Here is a 16,634-nt window from a genome sequence, read left to right as displayed (position 1 = left end):
TTACGCTTTCTCGATGTTGACCAGAAACGCTTTGTACTCCGGCGTTTGCGAGTTGGAATCGCCGACGTTAGGCGTCAGGGTATTGGCGATGTAGCCCTTCTGCGCTACGCCTTCAAAGCCCCAGTGCAGCGGAATACCGACGGTTTCCACCTGCTGGCCATGCACGTTCAGGCTCTGCAGACGGCGGGTCACCACCGCAACGGCGCGAATAAAGCCGCGCTTGCTGCTGACCTTCACGCGATCGCCGTTGGCAATCCCCTTCGCTTTCGCCAGCGTCTCGCTGATCTCCACAAACTGTTCCGGCTGCGCGATGGCGTTAAGCCGCGCGTGCTTGGTCCAGGTGTGGAAATGCTCGGTCAGGCGGTAGGTAGTCCCCACGTAAGGGAACTTGTCCTTCTTGCCTAAACGCAGCACGTCGTCTTCGTAGATACGCACCACCGGGCTGGACACCACGTTCGGGTGCAGCGGGTTGGTGCCCAGCGGCGTTTCCATCGGCTCGTAGTGTTCCGGGAACGGCCCTTCAGCCAGCTTGTCGAGGGCAAACAGACGCCCCAGCCCTTCCGGCTGCATGATGAACGGCCCGGTTTTGCTGCCCGGCGCGGCGGTGTTGAAGTCCGGGATATCGTTCCCCGTCCACTTCGAACCGTTCCACTCGATCAGCATACGTTTTGGATCCCACGGCTTGCCGTTGATGTCCGCAGACGCACGGTTGTAGAGCACGCGACGGTTAAGCGGCCACGCCCATGCCCAGCCCAGCGTATTGCCAAGGCCTGACGGGTCGGCGTTATCGCGGTTAGCCATCTGGTTACCCTGTTCGGTCCAGCTGCCGGCATAAATCCAGCACGAAGAAGCCGTGGTGCCGTCATCACGTAGCAGCGCGAAGCTGTTCAGCAACTGGCCTTTCTTCGCCAGCAGGTTGCCGTTAGCGTCATAGAGATCCGCCAGCGCAACGCCGTTGTTCTCTTTGGCCACTTCCTCTGACTCAGGATGGTCCGGCTGCTTGTAGTTCCAGCTCATTTTCAGCAGCGGCTCGGCGCCTTTGCCGCCTTCCGTGCGATACATTTCGCGCAGACGATGGTAAATGCCCGCCAGAATTTCGCCGTCGTTACGGGCTTCACCCGGTGCATCCTGGCCTTTCCAGTGCCACTGCAGCCAGCGACCAGAGTTGGCAATAGAGCCATCCTCTTCCGCGAAGCAGGTAGACGGCAGGCGGAACACTTCGGTCTGAATCGAGGCCGGATCGACGTCGTTGGATTCCCCATGGTTCTGCCAGAAGGTCGAGGTTTCGGTCACCAGCGGATCGATAACCACCATGTACTTCAGCTTGCTCAGGCTGCGGACCACTTTGTTTTTGTCCGGGAACGACGCAACAGGGTTAAAGCCCTGGCAGATGTAGCCCGTGACGTTGCCTTTATCCATCATGTTGAAATACTTGATGACATCGTAGGCCTGGTCCCATTTCGGCAGCCACTCAAAGCCCCAGTCGTTCTCTTTCTGCGCCGCATCGCCGTAGAAGGATTTCATCAGGCTGACGGCGAACTTCGGATAGTTACTCCAGTAGTTCACCTGATCCGGCAGCGTGGCTTTTGGCGTATTCGCTGTGAGCCAGGTCTGGAAATCAGTCTGTTTTTCTGACGGCAGCGTCAGATAGCCCGGCAGGCTGGTCGACAGCAGGCCGAGATCGGTCAGGCCCTGAATGTTGGAGTGACCACGCAGCGCGTTCACGCCGCCACCGGCCATCCCCATGTTGCCGAGCAGCAACTGGATCATCGCCATGGTGCGGATGTTCTGCGCGCCCACGGTGTGCTGTGTCCAGCCAAGCGCATACAGGAACGTGGTGGTTCTGTCTGCTGCACTGGTAGACGCCAGCACTTCACACACTTTCAGGAAATCTGCTTTTGGCGTACCGCAGATATTTTCAACCACATCCGGCGTGTAGCGGGACACGTGCTGTTTCAGCATATTCCACACGCAGCGCGGATCGGTCAGGGTGTCGTCGCGTTTCGCATAGCCGTTTTCGTCGAACTGGTAGTTCCAGGAAGACTTATCGTACTGGCGTTTTTCCGCGTCATAGCCGCTGAACAGGCCGTCTTCAAAGGCAAAATCTTCCCGCACCAGCAGGCCGGCGTTGGTGTAATGCTTAACGTATTCAGCGTTAATTTTGTTGTTTTCGATCAGGTACAACAGCACGCCAGACAGGAACGTAATGTCCGTACCGGAGCGGATTGGCGCATAAATATCGGCCACCGATGCCGTACGCGTAAAGCGCGGATCGACGACGATAAGCGTCGCATCGTTGTTGTTTTTCGCTTCCATCGCCCAGCGGAATCCCACCGGATGGGCCTCAGCGGCGTTACCGCCCATAACCACGACGACGTTGGCGTTTTTGATATCAACCCAGTGGTTGGTCATCGCACCGCGACCAAATGTTGGAGCAAGACTTGCTACCGTTGGTCCGTGTCAGACGCGCGCCTGGTTGTCTACTGCCAGCATGCCGAGAGAGCGCACAAATTTTTGCGTCAGCATGCCGGTTTCATTGCTTGCCGCGGATGCGCAAAGCATCCCGGTGGAAAGCCAGCGGTTAACCGTGACACCCTGCTCGTTCTTTTCAATAAAGTTGGCGTCGCGGTCGGCTTTCATTAATTTTGCAATGCGGGTGAACGCGTCATCCCAGGAGATACGCTGCCATTTGTCAGAACCTGGCGCGCGGTACTCCGGATAGCGCAGACGGTTTTCGCTGTGAACGTAGTCCAGCAGCCCCGCGCCTTTCGGGCAAAGTGCCCCACGGCTCACCGGATGATCCGGATCCCCTTCAATATGATAAATCGCTTCTTTGGCGTTTTTTGCGCCATCACCCAGGCTATACATCAATAGCCCACAACCCACGGAGCAGTATGTGCAGGTGTTACGGATCTCTTTGGCGCGCAGCAGTTTAAAGTTGCGCGCCTGAGCCAGTGCCATTTTGGGAGCGAATCCCAACGCAGCGACTGTTGTCCCGGCCATACCGCCCGCGCAGATTTTGAAAAATTGTCTGCGGCTGACGTCCATTGCTGTCCTCGTTTACTTTTGAGAATTCGCGCCGCAAGCTAACAGCAAAGTCCCTGTTTTTTTTGCGTCAAATCAAGTACACCTTATTTAGCCCCCTAAATAGTCATGGCCGCTGGGTTTATGTACTCCTTAGGGGCTACTTTGCGCGCACATTATTCGCAAGGTGAATGGAATCAATGTTATAACTTTTCCCTTTGAATATAAGAACACTGGCGAAGAAATGGACAGAAAGAGAGCGACGCTCACAGGACTGGCGGCAATACTGTTATGGAGCACCATGGTCGGGCTGATTCGCAGCGTAAGCGAAGCGCTGGGGCCGGTGGGCGGCGCGGCAATGATTTACACCGTGAGCGGTCTGTTATGTCTGGTCACGGTGGGTTTTCCCGATGTAAGACGCTTTTCCCCGCGCTATCTTATTGCCGGGAGCGTGCTGTTCGTCAGCTATGAAATTTGCCTGGCCCTGTCGCTGGGTTACGCCGCCACGCGTTCGCAGGCCATCGAAGTGGGGATGGTCAATTATCTGTGGCCGAGCCTGACGATTGTGTTTGCGATTTTGTTCAACGGCCAAAAATCGACTCTGTGGGTGATCCCCGGCCTGGCCCTCTCCCTGCTGGGCGTGAGCTGGGTATTAGGCGGCGAACAGGGATTACAGGTAGATGAAATCCTCCGCAATATTACCTCCAGCCCGCTGAGTTATGCCCTGGCCTTCTCCGGGGCATTTATCTGGGCGGCTTACTGCACCGTAACCAGCAAATATGCCGGCGGGAAAAACGGTATTACCCTTTTCGTGTTGCTGACGGCGCTCAGTTTGTGGATCAAATATGCCCTCAGCGATCAGCCAGAAATGATGTTCAGCGTACCGGTGGTGGTGAAGCTATTACTCTGTGGCGTCGCGCTGGGTTTTGGCTACGCTGCCTGGAATGTCGGTATTCTGCACGGTAATGTTACCCTGCTCGCCGCCGCCTCCTATTTTACGCCGGTATTATCCTCCGCGCTGGCGGCCGCCCTGTTAAGCGCGCCGCTCTCCTTCGCCTTTTGGCAGGGCGCGGTGATGGTATGCGTCGGGTCATTGTTGTGCTGGCACGCCACGCGAAAATGAGCCGCTTTAATGCTGCCGGGCACAACACTTGCCCGGCAGAACAGGTACGGAAATATGAATACTATCGCAAGTGCGCTTACAGATAATCGAATGACGCAGGTAGGACATGCTTACCCTACTCAGGATCGGTATGACGATCCTGAATAGCGTTATCTTCAAAACCCGATTAAGTAATTTGACGACAACACAAACACATTCATACACGAATGAATTGCAATAGGATAAAAAAGGCCTCTACTTTTTATCCTGACCATCAAAAGCAATATTGATATCATAAAAAGAATCGCCTGATCTAACACATTATAATACTGTCCATGCATCAGGCAAAAAATCAGTGAAGTCAGTATGCAGGGAATCACATAACTTTTATTAAAGACGGAGTATAAGCAACCGAAGATACATCCCCTGTAAATGATCTCCTCATAGTAGGGCACGATGAAGGAGGCGACCATGAAAGCGATCAAATTTATCTGTGCAGGCTCATAATGATATAAACTCTCTCTGTAAACACAAATAGCATACTGCACCAACAGTATGATAAGCAATACAATAGCTGAAAATATGAGTGACGATACATTTGTCATTGGCGTTATTTTAAAGCCATCGACACTTCTTAAATAAAAGAAGTATACAAAAAGAGCGATTAAAAAATTCGCAATAAACACTAAAAGAAATGACTCATCGAAAGAAAGATAGCTGAGCGTGATGGCTGGTGATAACGTTATAGCTATTGCAATAACAGACACAATGAAAAAAACGAGTACGTTTTTTTTGCTATAAGTGAATGGACTGACATGTCTCAACATGATCATGTTCAGCATGGTATATTTCATGGTTTAAACATTTTCTCTATAAAATCAATTAATAGGGTTACGATACTCAAATCATTTTTAGTTTTGCATTTTGTGCTAAAAAAATATCTTATAATACCCATGTAAATGATAGTGAATATATGTAAGTAAATGTAAGGCTGCCATTGTGCATGTTAAAGCAGTCTGCTCGACGACGACACCTTTATTGTCTGCTATACCCCGGGCTGTTCGCCCCCTGCGGCACGGCGCAGCCAGTTTTGCAGCAGCCTGCCGTCTTCGGTCATGTCCGTGTCAGACCGCACACACAGGTAGTAATCCCGCCCGTCGTCGATCGGCGCATTGAAAATTTTCACCAGTTCACCGCTCTCAAGATAAGGCGCAATCAGCGGCTCGCGCATCAGCGCACAGCCCAGCCCGGCCTGCACGCCCGCAAGCGTCAGCAAGCCATCTTCAAACATCGGGCCACTGCGGCGCGGGGGACGTTTCACCCCCTGCTGCACAAACCACTGCTGCCAGGTGGATCGCTCCTCATCGTGCAGTAACGGCATTTGCAGAAGCTGCTCCGGGGTGTCGATATGCCCGTGAATGCGTAAAAACGCGCGGCTGCACACCGGAACCATCTGCCCTGAAATCAACTTTTCACTCTGATAGCCCGCCCACTGCCCGTTGCCGAAGCGGATTGACATATCTGAGGCATCGCTCAGGTAGTTGCGATGGTTGGCATACACCACGTTGATTTCAGTTTGCGGATTCGCCCGCATAAACGCTGGCAGGCGTGGAATAAACCAGCCCATGCCGAACAGCGGGATCAGGCTGATGGTGACCTGACGCGTTTGCGACTGTTCTACCAGATGTTCCGTCGCCTGACGCAGCACGTTAAAAGCCGCGCGGATGGAACGGTAGTAATCGCGTCCCTGCTGGCTCAGCACCAGCTTCCTTCCCTGGCGCTCGGTCAGCGGCATCTGGAGATACCCTTCCAGCACCTTCAACTGATGGCTCACGGCGGAGGGCGAAATATCCAGCTCCTGCGCGGCCTGCGTTACGCTTCCCAGCCGGGCAATGGCTTCAAAGGCACGAACGGCACGCAGCGGCGGGTCATTTGCCAGGCGGCTTTCACCATAGGCGGACGCAGCGTTCGATTGTTCTGTTTTATTCATATATTGATTTCTTTAGGCTTTTTACCCCGTCATGGGCTTTCAATATAGTTATGCAAATCATAAAGATAAAACAATACCGGTTTATCATAAGAAATAATTTATCTGTATTTTACAATTTTATTCATTTGTTGGATGGTAGCCGCTGAAAGAGCAATTTGTCGGGTACGAACGTTGGACACACTCATACAACAATTGATCAACGGGGTGATGCTGGGAAGCATCTACGCGCTGATCGCGCTGGGCTATACCATGGTGTATGGCATTTTGCGCATTATTAACTTTGCCCACGGCGATATTCTGATGGTTGGCGCGCTTACCACGCTCTCCGCCCTCAACGCCCTGAACACAACCTTCCCGCACATGCCGCAGCTGCTGCAGCTCGGCTTTGCCCTGTCGATTGCCATGGCGGTTTGCGCCCTGCTGGCCATGGCGGTAGAACGCTTCGCCTATCGCCGCCTGCGCAACGCGCCGCGCCTGGCGCCGCTGATCTCCGGGATTGGCGTCTCCGTATTACTGCAAACGGTGGCGATGATTATCTGGACGCGTAATCCGCTGATGTTCCCGCAGATCCTGCCCATGGACCCCATTGCCATCACCGCCGGTAGCGAAGCGCATCCCCCTGCCATTATCACCGTAACGGGGATTGTCACCGTCGCACTGGCGCTGATCGTGATGATCGGGCTGTGGCTGCTGGTGGAATACACCCGGCTCGGGCGCGGCATGCGGGCGGTTGCTGAAAACCCACGCGTCGCCACGCTGATGGGGGTCAATCCGAACGCCATTATTACGCTGACTTTTGCCATCGGCGGGATGTTTGCCGCACTAGCGGGCGTGATGATGGCCAGCAACTACGGCAACGCCAGCTTCTCGATGGGCTTTTTGCCGGGCATAAAAGCCTTTACCGCGGCGGTACTCGGCGGGATTGGCAATATACGCGGCGCGATGATCGGCGGGATCTTACTCGGCGTCATCGAAGCGCTGGGTGCAGGCTACCTCGGTGAACTCACTAACGGCGTGTTCGGCAGTAATTATCAGGACGTGTTTGCCTTCATCGTGCTGATTCTGGTGCTGGTCTTCCGCCCGGCCGGTTTACTTGGTGAGCGCGTGGCGCACAGAGCGTAAGGGAAACGATGACAACCATACCACTACCTACACCCGCCGCGACGCGCAAATTCTGGTCCGGCATGACGCTGTTCTGCCTTGCCCTGCTGGTGGCGCCCGTCGTTGCCACCCAACTCGGCGGTAACTACTGGGTGCGCGTGATCGACTTCGCGCTGCTCTACATCATGCTGGCGCTGGGGCTGAATATCGTCGTCGGCTACACCGGCCTGCTGGATATGGGCTTTATTGCCTTTTACGCGGTCGGGGCGTATCTCGCCGCGCTGTTGGCTTCTCCACATCTGCTGGAGGTGTTCCCGATCCTCGCCGTCTGGTTCCCCGACGGGCTGCACACATCCTATCTGCTGATCATCCCCGTCGCCGCACTGGTTGCGGCGGTGTGCGGCATCGTTCTAGGCGCGCCGACGCTGAAGCTGCGCGGCGACTATCTGGCCATCGTGACCCTCGGCTTCGGGGAGATCATCCGTATCCTGATGCGCAACCTTGACCGCCCGGTGAACATCACCAACGGCGCTAAGGGCATTACCGGCGTTGATACTCTGAACCTGTTTGGTCTGAAGTTCAGCGGCGTATACCACTGGTTCGGCGTGAAGGTGCCTGCCCTGTGGCTATGGTACTACCTGCTGATGCTGGTGATCGTGGGGATTATCTTCGTCTGCCTGCGTCTGCAGCATTCGCGCATTGGCCGCGCCTGGCACGCCATCCGTGAAGACGAGGATGTTGCCCGGGCGATGGGCATTAACGTGCGCAACTACAAGCTGCTGGCCTTTGCGATGGGTGCCTCGTTTGGCGGCGTGGCGGGCGCGCTGTTTGGCGCGTTTCAGGGATTCGTCTCACCGGAATCCTTCACCCTTCAGGAGTCCATTGCCGTGCTGGCGATGGTGGTGCTCGGCGGGATGGGACACATCCCGGGCGTGATCCTCGGCGCGGCACTGTTAACCGCCCTGCCGGAGCTGCTGCGCAGCCAGGCGGCACCGGTGCAACAGGCGCTGTTCGGAACGGTACTCATCGATCCCGAAGTGTTACGCCAGCTCTTTTACGGACTGGCGCTGGTGCTGGTCATGCTCGTTCGTCCGTCCGGCATCTGGCCGGTACGTCATAAGGAGGTGAAAGCATGAGCCTGTTAACCGTGCGCAACATGTCCAAACGTTTTGGCGGCCTGACCGCGGTCGATAACGTCTCGCTCTCCATTAACCGGGGCGAGATCTACGGCCTGATTGGCCCTAACGGCGCGGGAAAAACCACCTGTTTCAACCTGATCACCGGGCTTTACCCGGCCGACAGCGGTGAATTTTTCATTGCGGACAAACCCTATTACCCGAAACAGATCGAGAAAGTGACCGCCGCCGGGATCGCCAGAACCTTCCAGAACGTGCGCCTGTTTAACGACATGTCGGTGCTTGAAAACGTGATGGTCGGGCGGCATGTGCGCACCCGCAACGGCCTGTGGGCGGCGCTGAGCCGTCACAAACGCGCCCGCGCGGAAGAAGCACAAACCCGTGAACAGGCCTGGCACTGGCTGGAATACACCGGTATTGCGAAGTATGCCCACTACCGCGCCTGCGATCTGGCCTATGGACACCAGCGTCGGCTCGAAATCGCACGCGCCATGGCAACGGACCCGCAGTTGCTGGCGCTGGATGAACCCGCCGCCGGAATGAATGCGGCCGAAAAAGTCGCTCTGGGCGAGCTGTTAATCCGCATCCGCGACGACGGCAAAACGCTGCTGATTATTGAACACGACGTCAAGCTGGTCATGGGCATCTGCGACCGCCTGACGGTCCTCGACTATGGCAAAACGCTCGCCAGCGGTACGCCGGAAAGCGTGCGACGCGATCCGGCAGTTATTGCGGCCTGGCTTGGAGGCAACGCCCATGTCTGAACTTCTTAAGGTCGAACGCCTCGACGTGCATTACGGCGGCATTCAGGCAGTACGCGATGTCTCCTTCACCTTGCACGACGGTGAGCAGGCCACGCTTATCGGCGCAAATGGCGCCGGTAAAAGTTCCACCGTTCGCGCCATTACCGGGCTGGAACGCTTTACCGGCACCATCACCTTTAATGGCAAAAATGTCCGCAAACAGAAACCCGAAGCCCTGCTGCGCGACGGCCTGGTGATGGTTCCCGAAGGGCGCGGCATCTTCGCCCGAATGACGGTACTGGAAAATTTGCAGATGGGTGCCTGGCTGAGAAGTGACAGCGTCACCGTTAAGCGCGAAATGAACGAGATTTTTGACCGTTTCCCGCGTCTCGGTGAGCGCCAGCACCAGCTGGCAGGCCTGCTCTCCGGCGGGGAGCAACAGCTGCTGGCGCTGAACCGCGCCCTGCTCAGCCGCCCGCGGCTGCTGATCCTCGACGAGCCGTCGATGGGGCTTGCGCCGAAGATGGTTGAACACATTTTTGCCGTCATCGCCGGGCTGCGCGAACGCGGCGTCGCCCTGCTGCTTATCGAACAGAATGCCCGTCTGGCGCTTGAGGTCACGGACAGCGCCTGGGTGATGGACAGCGGCAGCATTGTGCATCGCGGTGAGTCTCACGCGCTGCTCAATGATGACCAGATTGCACACATTTATTTGGGCGAAATGCCCGTTTAACAACACCAACCAACATCAGGGAAAACAATGAAAACAGTAAAAATCAGTGCGCTTAGCGCCGCTATTCTGCTCAGCGGTTTTGCCTCTACCGGCGCATGGGCAGCAGACAGCGAAACCGTGGTCATTGGCCTGGCGGGGCCGTTAACCGGGCCGTCTGCCCGTATCGGGAAAGATCTCGAAAACGGCGCGCAGCTGGCTATTGATGATATCAACAAACAGCACCCGACCATCGGCGGCAAAGCCGTGACCTTTAAGCTGCAGTCCGAAGATGACCAGTCCGACCCGCGTACCGCCGTTGCCGTGGCGCAGCGTCTGGTCGACAGCGGCGCGGCGGGCGTGGTCGGCCACTGGAACACCGGCACCAGCATTCCGGCAGCGCGGGTCTATCACGACGCGGGTATCGCGCAGGTTGCCCCGGTCGCAACCGGTCATGCCTATACCAAACAGGGCTTTGACACCAGCTTCCGCGTGATGGGTCACGACGATGACGGCGGCCAGTTTGCCGGTCAATACGCGGTCAATACCCTGAAAGCGAAACGCATTGCGGTGATCGACGACCGTACCGCCTTTGGTCAGGGTCTGGCGGACGAGTTCATTAAGTCGCTGGATGCACAGGGCGTGAAGATCGTTGACCGCCAGTATGTCGACGATAAAACCGTCGATTTCAGCGCCGTGCTGACCGCGATTCGCAGTAAAAATGCCGACCTGATCTTCTTCGGCGGCGTGGACAGCCAGGCCGCCCCGCTGGCGCGACGCATCAAACAGCTGGGCATGAAGGCCACCCTGATGGGCGCGGGCGGCTTCGTCAGCCAGACCTTCCTGCAGCTGGCGCAAAAAGAGGGTGAAGGCGTTGTGGCGCTGGAGCCGGGCCTGCCGGTCGAGCAGATGCCGGGCGGTAAAGCCTTCGAGCAGGCGTACCAGTCCCGCTATCACACCCATATTGAACTGCATGCGCCGTTTGCCTATGACGCCACCCGCGTGCTGGTTGCCGCCATGGAAAAAGCGGACTCGGTCGATCCTGCCGACTATCTGCCTGCCCTGCGCGCCATCAGCTATTCCGGCGTAACCGGACAAATCGCGTTTGATAAAGAAGGCAATCTGACCTCGCCGTCGTTCACCGTTTACAAAGTTGTCGACGGGAAATGGCAGCCGCAAACCGTGCTCGGCGGCGCGAAATCCAGATAACCGCAGTGAGGCAATGTGATGAGTGATAATAATGAGCTGGGCATTCTTGCCCGCCGCAAAATTGAAGCAGAAATTATTAAGCCAATTTATGAAATCCTGGTGCGCGAGATTGGTAAAACCCGCGCGCAGGCCGTCATTGGCGAGGCCATTGAGCAGGCCGCCATCAACGCGGGCAAAGAATTTGCCAGCAAGGAACCGCACGGCGCAGATGTGAAAAGCTTTATCGCCCTGCAGTATCTGTGGGAGAAGGACAACGCACTGGACGTGAAGGTCCTCGACGCCGACGACACGCAGTACAACTATAACGTCACCCGCTGCCGTTACGCCGAGATGTATCACGAGATGGGGCTGGGAGAGATTGGTCATCTGCTCTCCTGCGCGCGCGATGAGAAGTTTATCGTCGGCTATGCGCCGGACGTGGAGCTGACCCGCACCACCACCATCATGCAGGGCGGCTCGTGCTGTGACTTCCGCTACCGCAGCAAAAAGGACAACGCATGATCCGGGTTAACGCCGAACGACTCTGGTCGACGCTGGAGATGATGGCGCAGATCGGCGGCACTCCCGCCGGAGGCGTCACCCGCCTGGCGTTAAGCGAGGAGGATCGCATTGCGCGCAACCTGCTGCGCGACTGGGCGCTGGAGGCGGGCTTCACCTGTGACGTTGACAGCATGGGCAACATGTTTATCCGTCGCGCGGGTAAAAACCCGTCGCTTGCCCCGGTAATGACCGGATCGCATGTGGATTCGCAGCCGCTCGGCGGCAATTACGACGGTATTTACGGCGTGCTGGCCGGGCTGGAACTGCTGCGCACCCTGAACGATAACGCGATTGAAACCGAGCGCGACATCGTGCTGGTAAACTGGACCAACGAAGAAGGCGCGCGCTTCGCCCCGGCGATGCTGGCCTCCGGCGTCTGGGCAGGCCAGCTCTCGGAAGACTTTGCTTACGCCAGGATGGACAACCAGCGGGTCACCGTTCGCGAGGCGCTGGAAGCGATTGGCTATCGTGGCGAACGCCCTGCCCGCGCGTTTCCGGTTCACGCCTGCTATGAGCTGCATATTGAGCAGGGGCCGATTCTCGAAGAGGAAGAGATCGACATCGGCCTGGTGCGGGCGGCCATGGGTCAGCGCTGGTTTACGGTAACGCTCGACGGTTTTGCCGCCCATGCGGGAACGACGCCGATGCACAGCCGCCGCGATGCGGTCATCGCCTTCGCCGGGCTGGCGCTGAACGTGGAGGAGATCGGGTATCAATTTGCACCGGACGGACGCGCCACCATCGGCATGGTGCAGGTCACGCCGAACTCGCGTAACGTTGTCCCTTCACGAGTAGTGTGCAGCGTGGAGTTTCGCCACCCTTCACAGGACGCGCTCGACGCTATGGAAGCCGGGCTGTATGAGGCGACGAAAAACCTGGCCGCACGCGGCGTGACGGCCAACGTCGAGCGCATCTTCGACTACGCGCCTATCGCCTTTAACGAAGCCTGTCTGGCCCGTACGGAAAACGCCGTCGCCGCGCTGGGCTATTCGTCAAAATCGATGGTCTCCGGCGCCGGACACGACACCTGCTACGTCAGTAAGGTGGCCCCCGCCAGCATGATTTTCATTCCGTGCGTGAAAGGCATCAGCCATAACGAAGCAGAAAAGATCCTGCCGACGTGGTCAGAGAAAGGGGCCAACGTGCTGTTGCACAGCGTGTTGGCCGCCGCGCTGGAAAAATAAGCCGGGTGACGGCTTCGCCTTATCGGGCCTGTATTCACACGTCAGGCCCGGTAAACGCAGCGCCACCGGGCTTGTTTTACGCCTTCGGCACCTTCGCCAGGCTAAACCAAATCCCCACCGCCAGAAGCAACAGCATGCCCCCCGCGCTGCCGAGCGCCACGCTGTGTGAGGTGATAAATGCCGTCTTCGCTGCCTCGATGACCGACTCCGCTAACGCAGGCGACAGATCCTGCGCCGCCTTCACCGCTTCGCCGATAGATGAGGACGCTTTATCCGCCACGGATGCGTTCAGCCCCTGCGGCAGAACAATCGACGCCGAGAAGCTGCGGGTCAACAGCAGGCCAAAAATGGCGATTCCGAGACCCGCGCCCAGCTCGTAGGACATAGTCTCGATAGCACCCGCCGCCGCCGCTTTCTCTTTCGGTGCCGCCGCCATAATCGCCGAGGTGGAGGCCAGCAGCGCGCTCGCCGCGCTAAAGCCTAACAGCACCATCAGGCACCACGCCTGCCACTGCTGGGTACTGAAATCGAGCATCGACAGCCCGATAAAGCTCACTGCACTCAGCCCCATACCGCCAGCCGCCACGATGCGCAGCCCCAGACGCCCCACCAGCACACCGGCAATCGGGCCGCTGAATCCGCTGGCAACCATCACCGGCAGCATAAACATACCGGCGTCAAACGGCGTGAAACCGTGAACAAACTGCAGCTCCTGCGCCATCAGCAGTTCGAAGCCGACCAGGGCGATCATGGCGGTCATCGCCATCACCACCCCGCTCAGGATGATGCGATGGCAGAACAGCCGCATATCGATCATCGGCACGCGGGCGCGCAACTGGATACGCACGAAGATAAACAGCATCACCGCCCCGACAACCAGCGCAGAGGCCACCAGCCACGGAGAGAGATCGCCTTTCAGCGCCGTTTTCGCGCTATAGACCAGGAGTAAAATCGCCACAATCAACATGATCGCATGGCCGATATTCAGCGGCTGCTCGGGCCGCCCCTGCTGGGCAGGCACAAACCGGGCGGCGAGGGAAACCACCACCAGCACGATCGGCACGTTGATCAAAAAGACCGAGCCCCAGTAGAAGTGCTCAAGCAAGATGCCGCCAATCAGCGGGCCAAAGGCCGCGCCGCCGGACCCAACGGCCGCCCAGACGCCAAGCGCAATGTTGCGGTGACGGGCATCGGTAAATAGCGTGCGGATCCCGGCAAGCGTTGCCGGAATGATCATCGCCGCACCGATGGCCAGCGAGGCACGAGCAGCAATCAACCACCCTGCCGTCGGCGCAAAGGCCGCCGCCAGGGATGACAGGCCAAACAAGGTACTGCCGATCATCAGCAGTCGCTTAAAGCCGATGCGATCCCCCAGCGCGCCCATGGGCAGCACCATCCCCGCCATCACCAGCGAGTAAATATCAATAATCCACAGCAATTCATTGCCGCTGGCACCCAGCGTCATGCTCAATGTCGGCGCCGCCACGTGCAGCACCGTCGCGTCAATCGCTACCGGGATATAAACCAGCACGATAATCACTAACGCTAACCACTGACGAAACATAAATATCCTTTTTATTCTGAAAACTGGACACATGTCCAGGCTGCGATCCTACGTAAAGTTGAACACTTGTCCAGTGCTTTGTTACACTTGTTTCATCCCCATTGAGAGTGAGAAAAAATGCGTTATCTGAGCAAGGATGAGCGACGGGAAGAGATTTTACTGGCAGCCATGCGCGTCGCGCTGAGCGAAGGACTGGCGGCCATGACGGTACGGAGGATTGCAGCGGAGGCCGGGGTCGCCACGGGACAGGTGCATCACCATTTCACCTCCGGTGGCGAACTCAAATCGCTGGCGTTCGTTCGGCTTATCCGCGAGCTGCTGGACGCGGAAGTGGTCGGTGAAGACGCAAGCTGGCGCGAACGGCTGCGCGCCATGCTCGGCAGCGATGAAGGTGGCTTTGAACCCTATATCCGCCTGTGGCGCGAAGCGCAGATTTTGGCGAGCCGTGACAACGATATCAAAGGCGCGTACGTGCTGACGATGGAGATGTGGCACCAGGAGACGGTCGCTATTATTAATGCAGGTGCAAACGCCGGAGACTTTACCCTGACCGACCGCGCCGAAGACGTCGCCTGGCGCTTGATCGGCCTGGTCTGTGGTCTCGACGGCATTTATGTTTTAAATATGCCTGAAATAGACGACGCCGCCTTTAATAAACATCTGGATAAAATGATTTCGCTGGAATTGTTTTAATACTCCCTCGGTGGTAGTAATTCCCACAAAAAGTTACAATTGGTAACACATAAAGCGACCCTGCTTTCCCTTCTCCTTCTCCCGGGGTCGCTTTTTTATCTATCCTTTCAGAAGTATCCCAAAACATCCAAAAAATATATTTAACATCCTTCAGGCATCTGACTGTTTTCACTTAATTTTTTCTTCATTTAATTAAGCAAGAGGGCGCTATGTCACAACAAAATGAGAAAAATAATCATTACCTTTTGAGTAACTGGAAACCGGAAAACGCGCAGTTTTGGGAAAATAAAGGGAAACATATTGCGCGACGAAATTTGATTATCTCCGTGGCCTGTCTGCTACTCGCCTTTTGCGTATGGATGTTATTTAGCGCCATTGCGGTAAATCTTAATAAAGTCGGATTTAATTTCACTACCGATCAGCTGTTTATGTTAACCGCGTTACCCTCTCTTTCGGGGGCGATATTGCGCGTCCCCTATTCCTTTATGGTGCCGATATTTGGCGGGCGTTACTGGACCGTCTTCAGCACCGTAATTCTGATTATTCCCTGCGTGTGGTTAGGCGTTGCGATTCAGAACACCGCCACGCCCTACTGGGTATTTATCGTGATCGCCCTGATGTGCGGTTTTGCGGGCGCAAACTTTGCCTCCAGTATGGGCAACATCAGCTTCTTCTTCCCGAAATCCCGCCAGGGTAGCGCGCTGGGCATCAACGGTGGGCTGGGCAATCTCGGCGTGAGCGTCATGCAGCTGATCGCCCCGCTGGTGATCTTCCTGCCAATGTTCACCTTCCTTGGGGTTCACGGCGTGCCCCAGGAAGACGGCTCAACCCTGTGGCTGGCGAATGCCGCCTGGATTTGGGCGCCGCTGCTGCTGCTGGCGACTATTGCCGCGTTCTTCGGCATGAACGATATCGCCAGCTCTAAGGCCTCGATTGCCAGTCAGCTTCCGGTTCTGAAGCGTTTTCACCTCTGGCTGCTGAGCCTGCTCTATCTCGCGACCTTCGGCTCGTTTATCGGTTTTTCGGCGGGTTTTGCCATGTTGTCGAAAACCCAGTTCCCGGACGTCAATATCCTTCACCTCGCCTTCTTTGGCCCGCTGATTGGCGCTCTGGCGCGCTCGGCGGGCGGCATGATCTCCGACAGGCTGGGCGGCGTACGCGTGACGCTGATTAATTTTATCTTTATGGCCGTGTTTAGCGCGCTGATCTTCCTGACGCTGCCCGGTAGCGGGTCCGGCAGCTTCATCGCGTTCTACCTGGTCTTTATGGGGCTGTTCCTCACCGCAGGCCTCGGCAGCGGCTCGACGTTCCAGATGATTGCGGTTATTTTCCGCCAAATCACCCTAAACCGCGTTAAGCAGGAAGGCGGAACGGACGAACAGGCGCAGCACGAAGCGGTAACCGAAACGGCCGCGGCGCTGGGCTTTATCTCTGCGATTGGCGCGGTGGGCGGGTTCTTTATTCCCAAGGCCTTCGGTACTTCGCTGGCGATGACCGGTTCGCCGGTGGGCGCCATGAAAGTGTTCCTCGTGTTTTACATCGTTTGTGTCTTTGTCACCTGGCTGGTTTATGGCCGTAAATCCTCACAAAAATAACAAAATTGTCTTTTGCCGGAGGGCGGTGCAGTGCTGTCCGGCAA

14 protein-coding genes are annotated in these 16,634 nt (G+C 56.8%); 10 read left to right on the top strand and 4 right to left on the bottom strand.

The features are described from left to right. Positions 1–3,048: a formate dehydrogenase-N subunit alpha gene (gene fdnG, locus ACWKX3_RS04895; protein WP_088209129.1), complete on the bottom strand. Its 3,048-nt coding sequence runs from the start codon at positions 3,046–3,048 to the stop codon at positions 1–3. A gap of 220 nt (positions 3,049–3,268) precedes the next feature. Here fdnG and yddG point away from each other — a divergent pair, with 220 nt between their 5' ends. Further along, positions 3,269–4,147: an aromatic amino acid DMT transporter YddG gene (gene yddG / locus ACWKX3_RS04890; RefSeq protein ID WP_137273148.1), complete on the top strand. Its 879-nt coding sequence runs from the start codon at positions 3,269–3,271 to the stop codon at positions 4,145–4,147. A 155-nt stretch (positions 4,148–4,302) separates the two neighbouring features. On the opposite strand, the gene ACWKX3_RS04885 is transcribed toward yddG, so the two are convergent. Together ACWKX3_RS04885 and ACWKX3_RS04880 are read right to left on the bottom strand one after the other, a co-directional pair. Then, a complete protein-coding gene (locus ACWKX3_RS04885; protein WP_454541683.1) occupies positions 4,303–4,731 on the bottom strand; it encodes a CPBP family intramembrane glutamic endopeptidase in 429 nt (142 codons plus the stop codon). A 440-nt stretch (positions 4,732–5,171) separates the two neighbouring features. Then, positions 5,172–6,116 carry a LysR substrate-binding domain-containing protein gene (locus ACWKX3_RS04880; protein WP_454541368.1) on the bottom strand — a complete coding sequence of 315 codons (945 nt, stop codon included), beginning with the start codon at positions 6,114–6,116 and terminating at the stop codon, positions 5,172–5,174. Positions 6,117–6,287: 171 nt separating this feature from the next. On the opposite strand from ACWKX3_RS04880, the gene ACWKX3_RS04875 reads away from it, so the two are divergent. The 7 genes from ACWKX3_RS04875 to ACWKX3_RS04845 are packed head-to-tail and all read left to right on the top strand — an operon-like array spanning position 6,288 to position 12,738. Then, complete coding sequence (locus ACWKX3_RS04875) at positions 6,288–7,238, top strand: branched-chain amino acid ABC transporter permease (RefSeq protein WP_454541367.1); 951 nt, start codon at positions 6,288–6,290, stop codon at positions 7,236–7,238. 8 nt (positions 7,239–7,246) lie between these two features. Beyond that, a complete protein-coding gene (locus ACWKX3_RS04870) occupies positions 7,247–8,353 on the top strand; it encodes a branched-chain amino acid ABC transporter permease (RefSeq protein WP_454541366.1) in 1,107 nt (368 codons plus the stop codon). Then, on the top strand, positions 8,350–9,117 hold the full coding sequence (locus tag ACWKX3_RS04865) for an ABC transporter ATP-binding protein (protein WP_454541365.1): 768 nt from the start codon (positions 8,350–8,352) through the stop codon (positions 9,115–9,117). Before ACWKX3_RS04870 ends, ACWKX3_RS04865 begins: the two co-directional genes overlap by 4 nt. Continuing rightward, on the top strand, positions 9,110–9,829 hold the full coding sequence (locus ACWKX3_RS04860) for an ABC transporter ATP-binding protein (protein WP_137273152.1): 720 nt from the start codon (positions 9,110–9,112) through the stop codon (positions 9,827–9,829). Before ACWKX3_RS04865 ends, ACWKX3_RS04860 begins: the two co-directional genes overlap by 8 nt. Positions 9,830–9,856: 27 nt before the next feature. Beyond that, entirely contained in the window at positions 9,857–11,014 is a 1,158-nt protein-coding gene (locus ACWKX3_RS04855) for a branched-chain amino acid ABC transporter substrate-binding protein (RefSeq protein WP_088209137.1), read from the top strand. A gap of 18 nt (positions 11,015–11,032) precedes the next feature. Beyond that, the gene (locus ACWKX3_RS04850) at positions 11,033–11,515 is read left to right on the top strand and encodes an L-2-amino-thiazoline-4-carboxylic acid hydrolase (RefSeq protein WP_088209138.1); all 483 of its coding nucleotides are present in this window, start codon (positions 11,033–11,035) and stop codon (positions 11,513–11,515) included. Next, the gene (locus ACWKX3_RS04845; RefSeq protein WP_202562195.1) at positions 11,512–12,738 is read left to right on the top strand and encodes a Zn-dependent hydrolase; all 1,227 of its coding nucleotides are present in this window, start codon (positions 11,512–11,514) and stop codon (positions 12,736–12,738) included. Before ACWKX3_RS04850 ends, ACWKX3_RS04845 begins: the two co-directional genes overlap by 4 nt. Before the next feature lie 76 nt (positions 12,739–12,814). On the opposite strand, the gene ACWKX3_RS04840 is transcribed toward ACWKX3_RS04845, so the two are convergent. Beyond that, on the bottom strand, positions 12,815–14,302 hold the full coding sequence (locus tag ACWKX3_RS04840) for an MFS transporter (protein WP_137273154.1): 1,488 nt from the start codon (positions 14,300–14,302) through the stop codon (positions 12,815–12,817). A 117-nt stretch (positions 14,303–14,419) separates the two neighbouring features. Between ACWKX3_RS04840 and ACWKX3_RS04835 the strand changes: the two genes are divergently transcribed. Both ACWKX3_RS04835 and ACWKX3_RS04830 read left to right on the top strand, forming a co-directional pair. Continuing rightward, positions 14,420–14,995 (top strand): TetR family transcriptional regulator, encoded by a 576-nt coding sequence (locus ACWKX3_RS04835; protein ID WP_058608753.1) that lies wholly within the window; start codon positions 14,420–14,422, stop codon positions 14,993–14,995. A 209-nt stretch (positions 14,996–15,204) separates the two neighbouring features. Further along, a complete protein-coding gene (locus ACWKX3_RS04830) occupies positions 15,205–16,590 on the top strand; it encodes a NarK family nitrate/nitrite MFS transporter (RefSeq protein ID WP_153681631.1) in 1,386 nt (461 codons plus the stop codon). Positions 16,591–16,634 lie beyond the last annotated feature (44 nt).

This window comes from Enterobacter sp. UPMP2052 (genome assembly GCF_053709675.1).
Note: the sequence above shows the minus strand (reverse complement) of the source record. Positions and strands in the feature narration are given on the sequence as shown.

Coding starts and splice junctions, on each gene's coding strand:
- ACWKX3_RS04855 (WP_088209137.1), top strand. CDS start 9,857: ATGAAAACAGTAAAAATCAGTGCGCTTAGCGCCGCTATTCTGCTCAGC.
- ACWKX3_RS04870 (WP_454541366.1), top strand. CDS start 7,247: ATGACAACCATACCACTACCTACACCCGCCGCGACGCGCAAATTCTGG.
- ACWKX3_RS04835 (WP_058608753.1), top strand. CDS start 14,420: ATGCGTTATCTGAGCAAGGATGAGCGACGGGAAGAGATTTTACTGGCA.
- ACWKX3_RS04865 (WP_454541365.1), top strand. CDS start 8,350: ATGAGCCTGTTAACCGTGCGCAACATGTCCAAACGTTTTGGCGGCCTG.
- ACWKX3_RS04880 (WP_454541368.1), bottom strand. CDS start 6,116: ATGAATAAAACAGAACAATCGAACGCTGCGTCCGCCTATGGTGAAAGC.
- ACWKX3_RS04885 (WP_454541683.1), bottom strand. CDS start 4,731: ATGACAAATGTATCGTCACTCATATTTTCAGCTATTGTATTGCTTATC.
- yddG (WP_137273148.1), top strand. CDS start 3,269: ATGGACAGAAAGAGAGCGACGCTCACAGGACTGGCGGCAATACTGTTA.
- ACWKX3_RS04830 (WP_153681631.1), top strand. CDS start 15,205: ATGTCACAACAAAATGAGAAAAATAATCATTACCTTTTGAGTAACTGG.
- ACWKX3_RS04845 (WP_202562195.1), top strand. CDS start 11,512: ATGATCCGGGTTAACGCCGAACGACTCTGGTCGACGCTGGAGATGATG.
- ACWKX3_RS04860 (WP_137273152.1), top strand. CDS start 9,110: ATGTCTGAACTTCTTAAGGTCGAACGCCTCGACGTGCATTACGGCGGC.
- ACWKX3_RS04850 (WP_088209138.1), top strand. CDS start 11,033: ATGAGTGATAATAATGAGCTGGGCATTCTTGCCCGCCGCAAAATTGAA.
- ACWKX3_RS04840 (WP_137273154.1), bottom strand. CDS start 14,302: ATGTTTCGTCAGTGGTTAGCGTTAGTGATTATCGTGCTGGTTTATATC.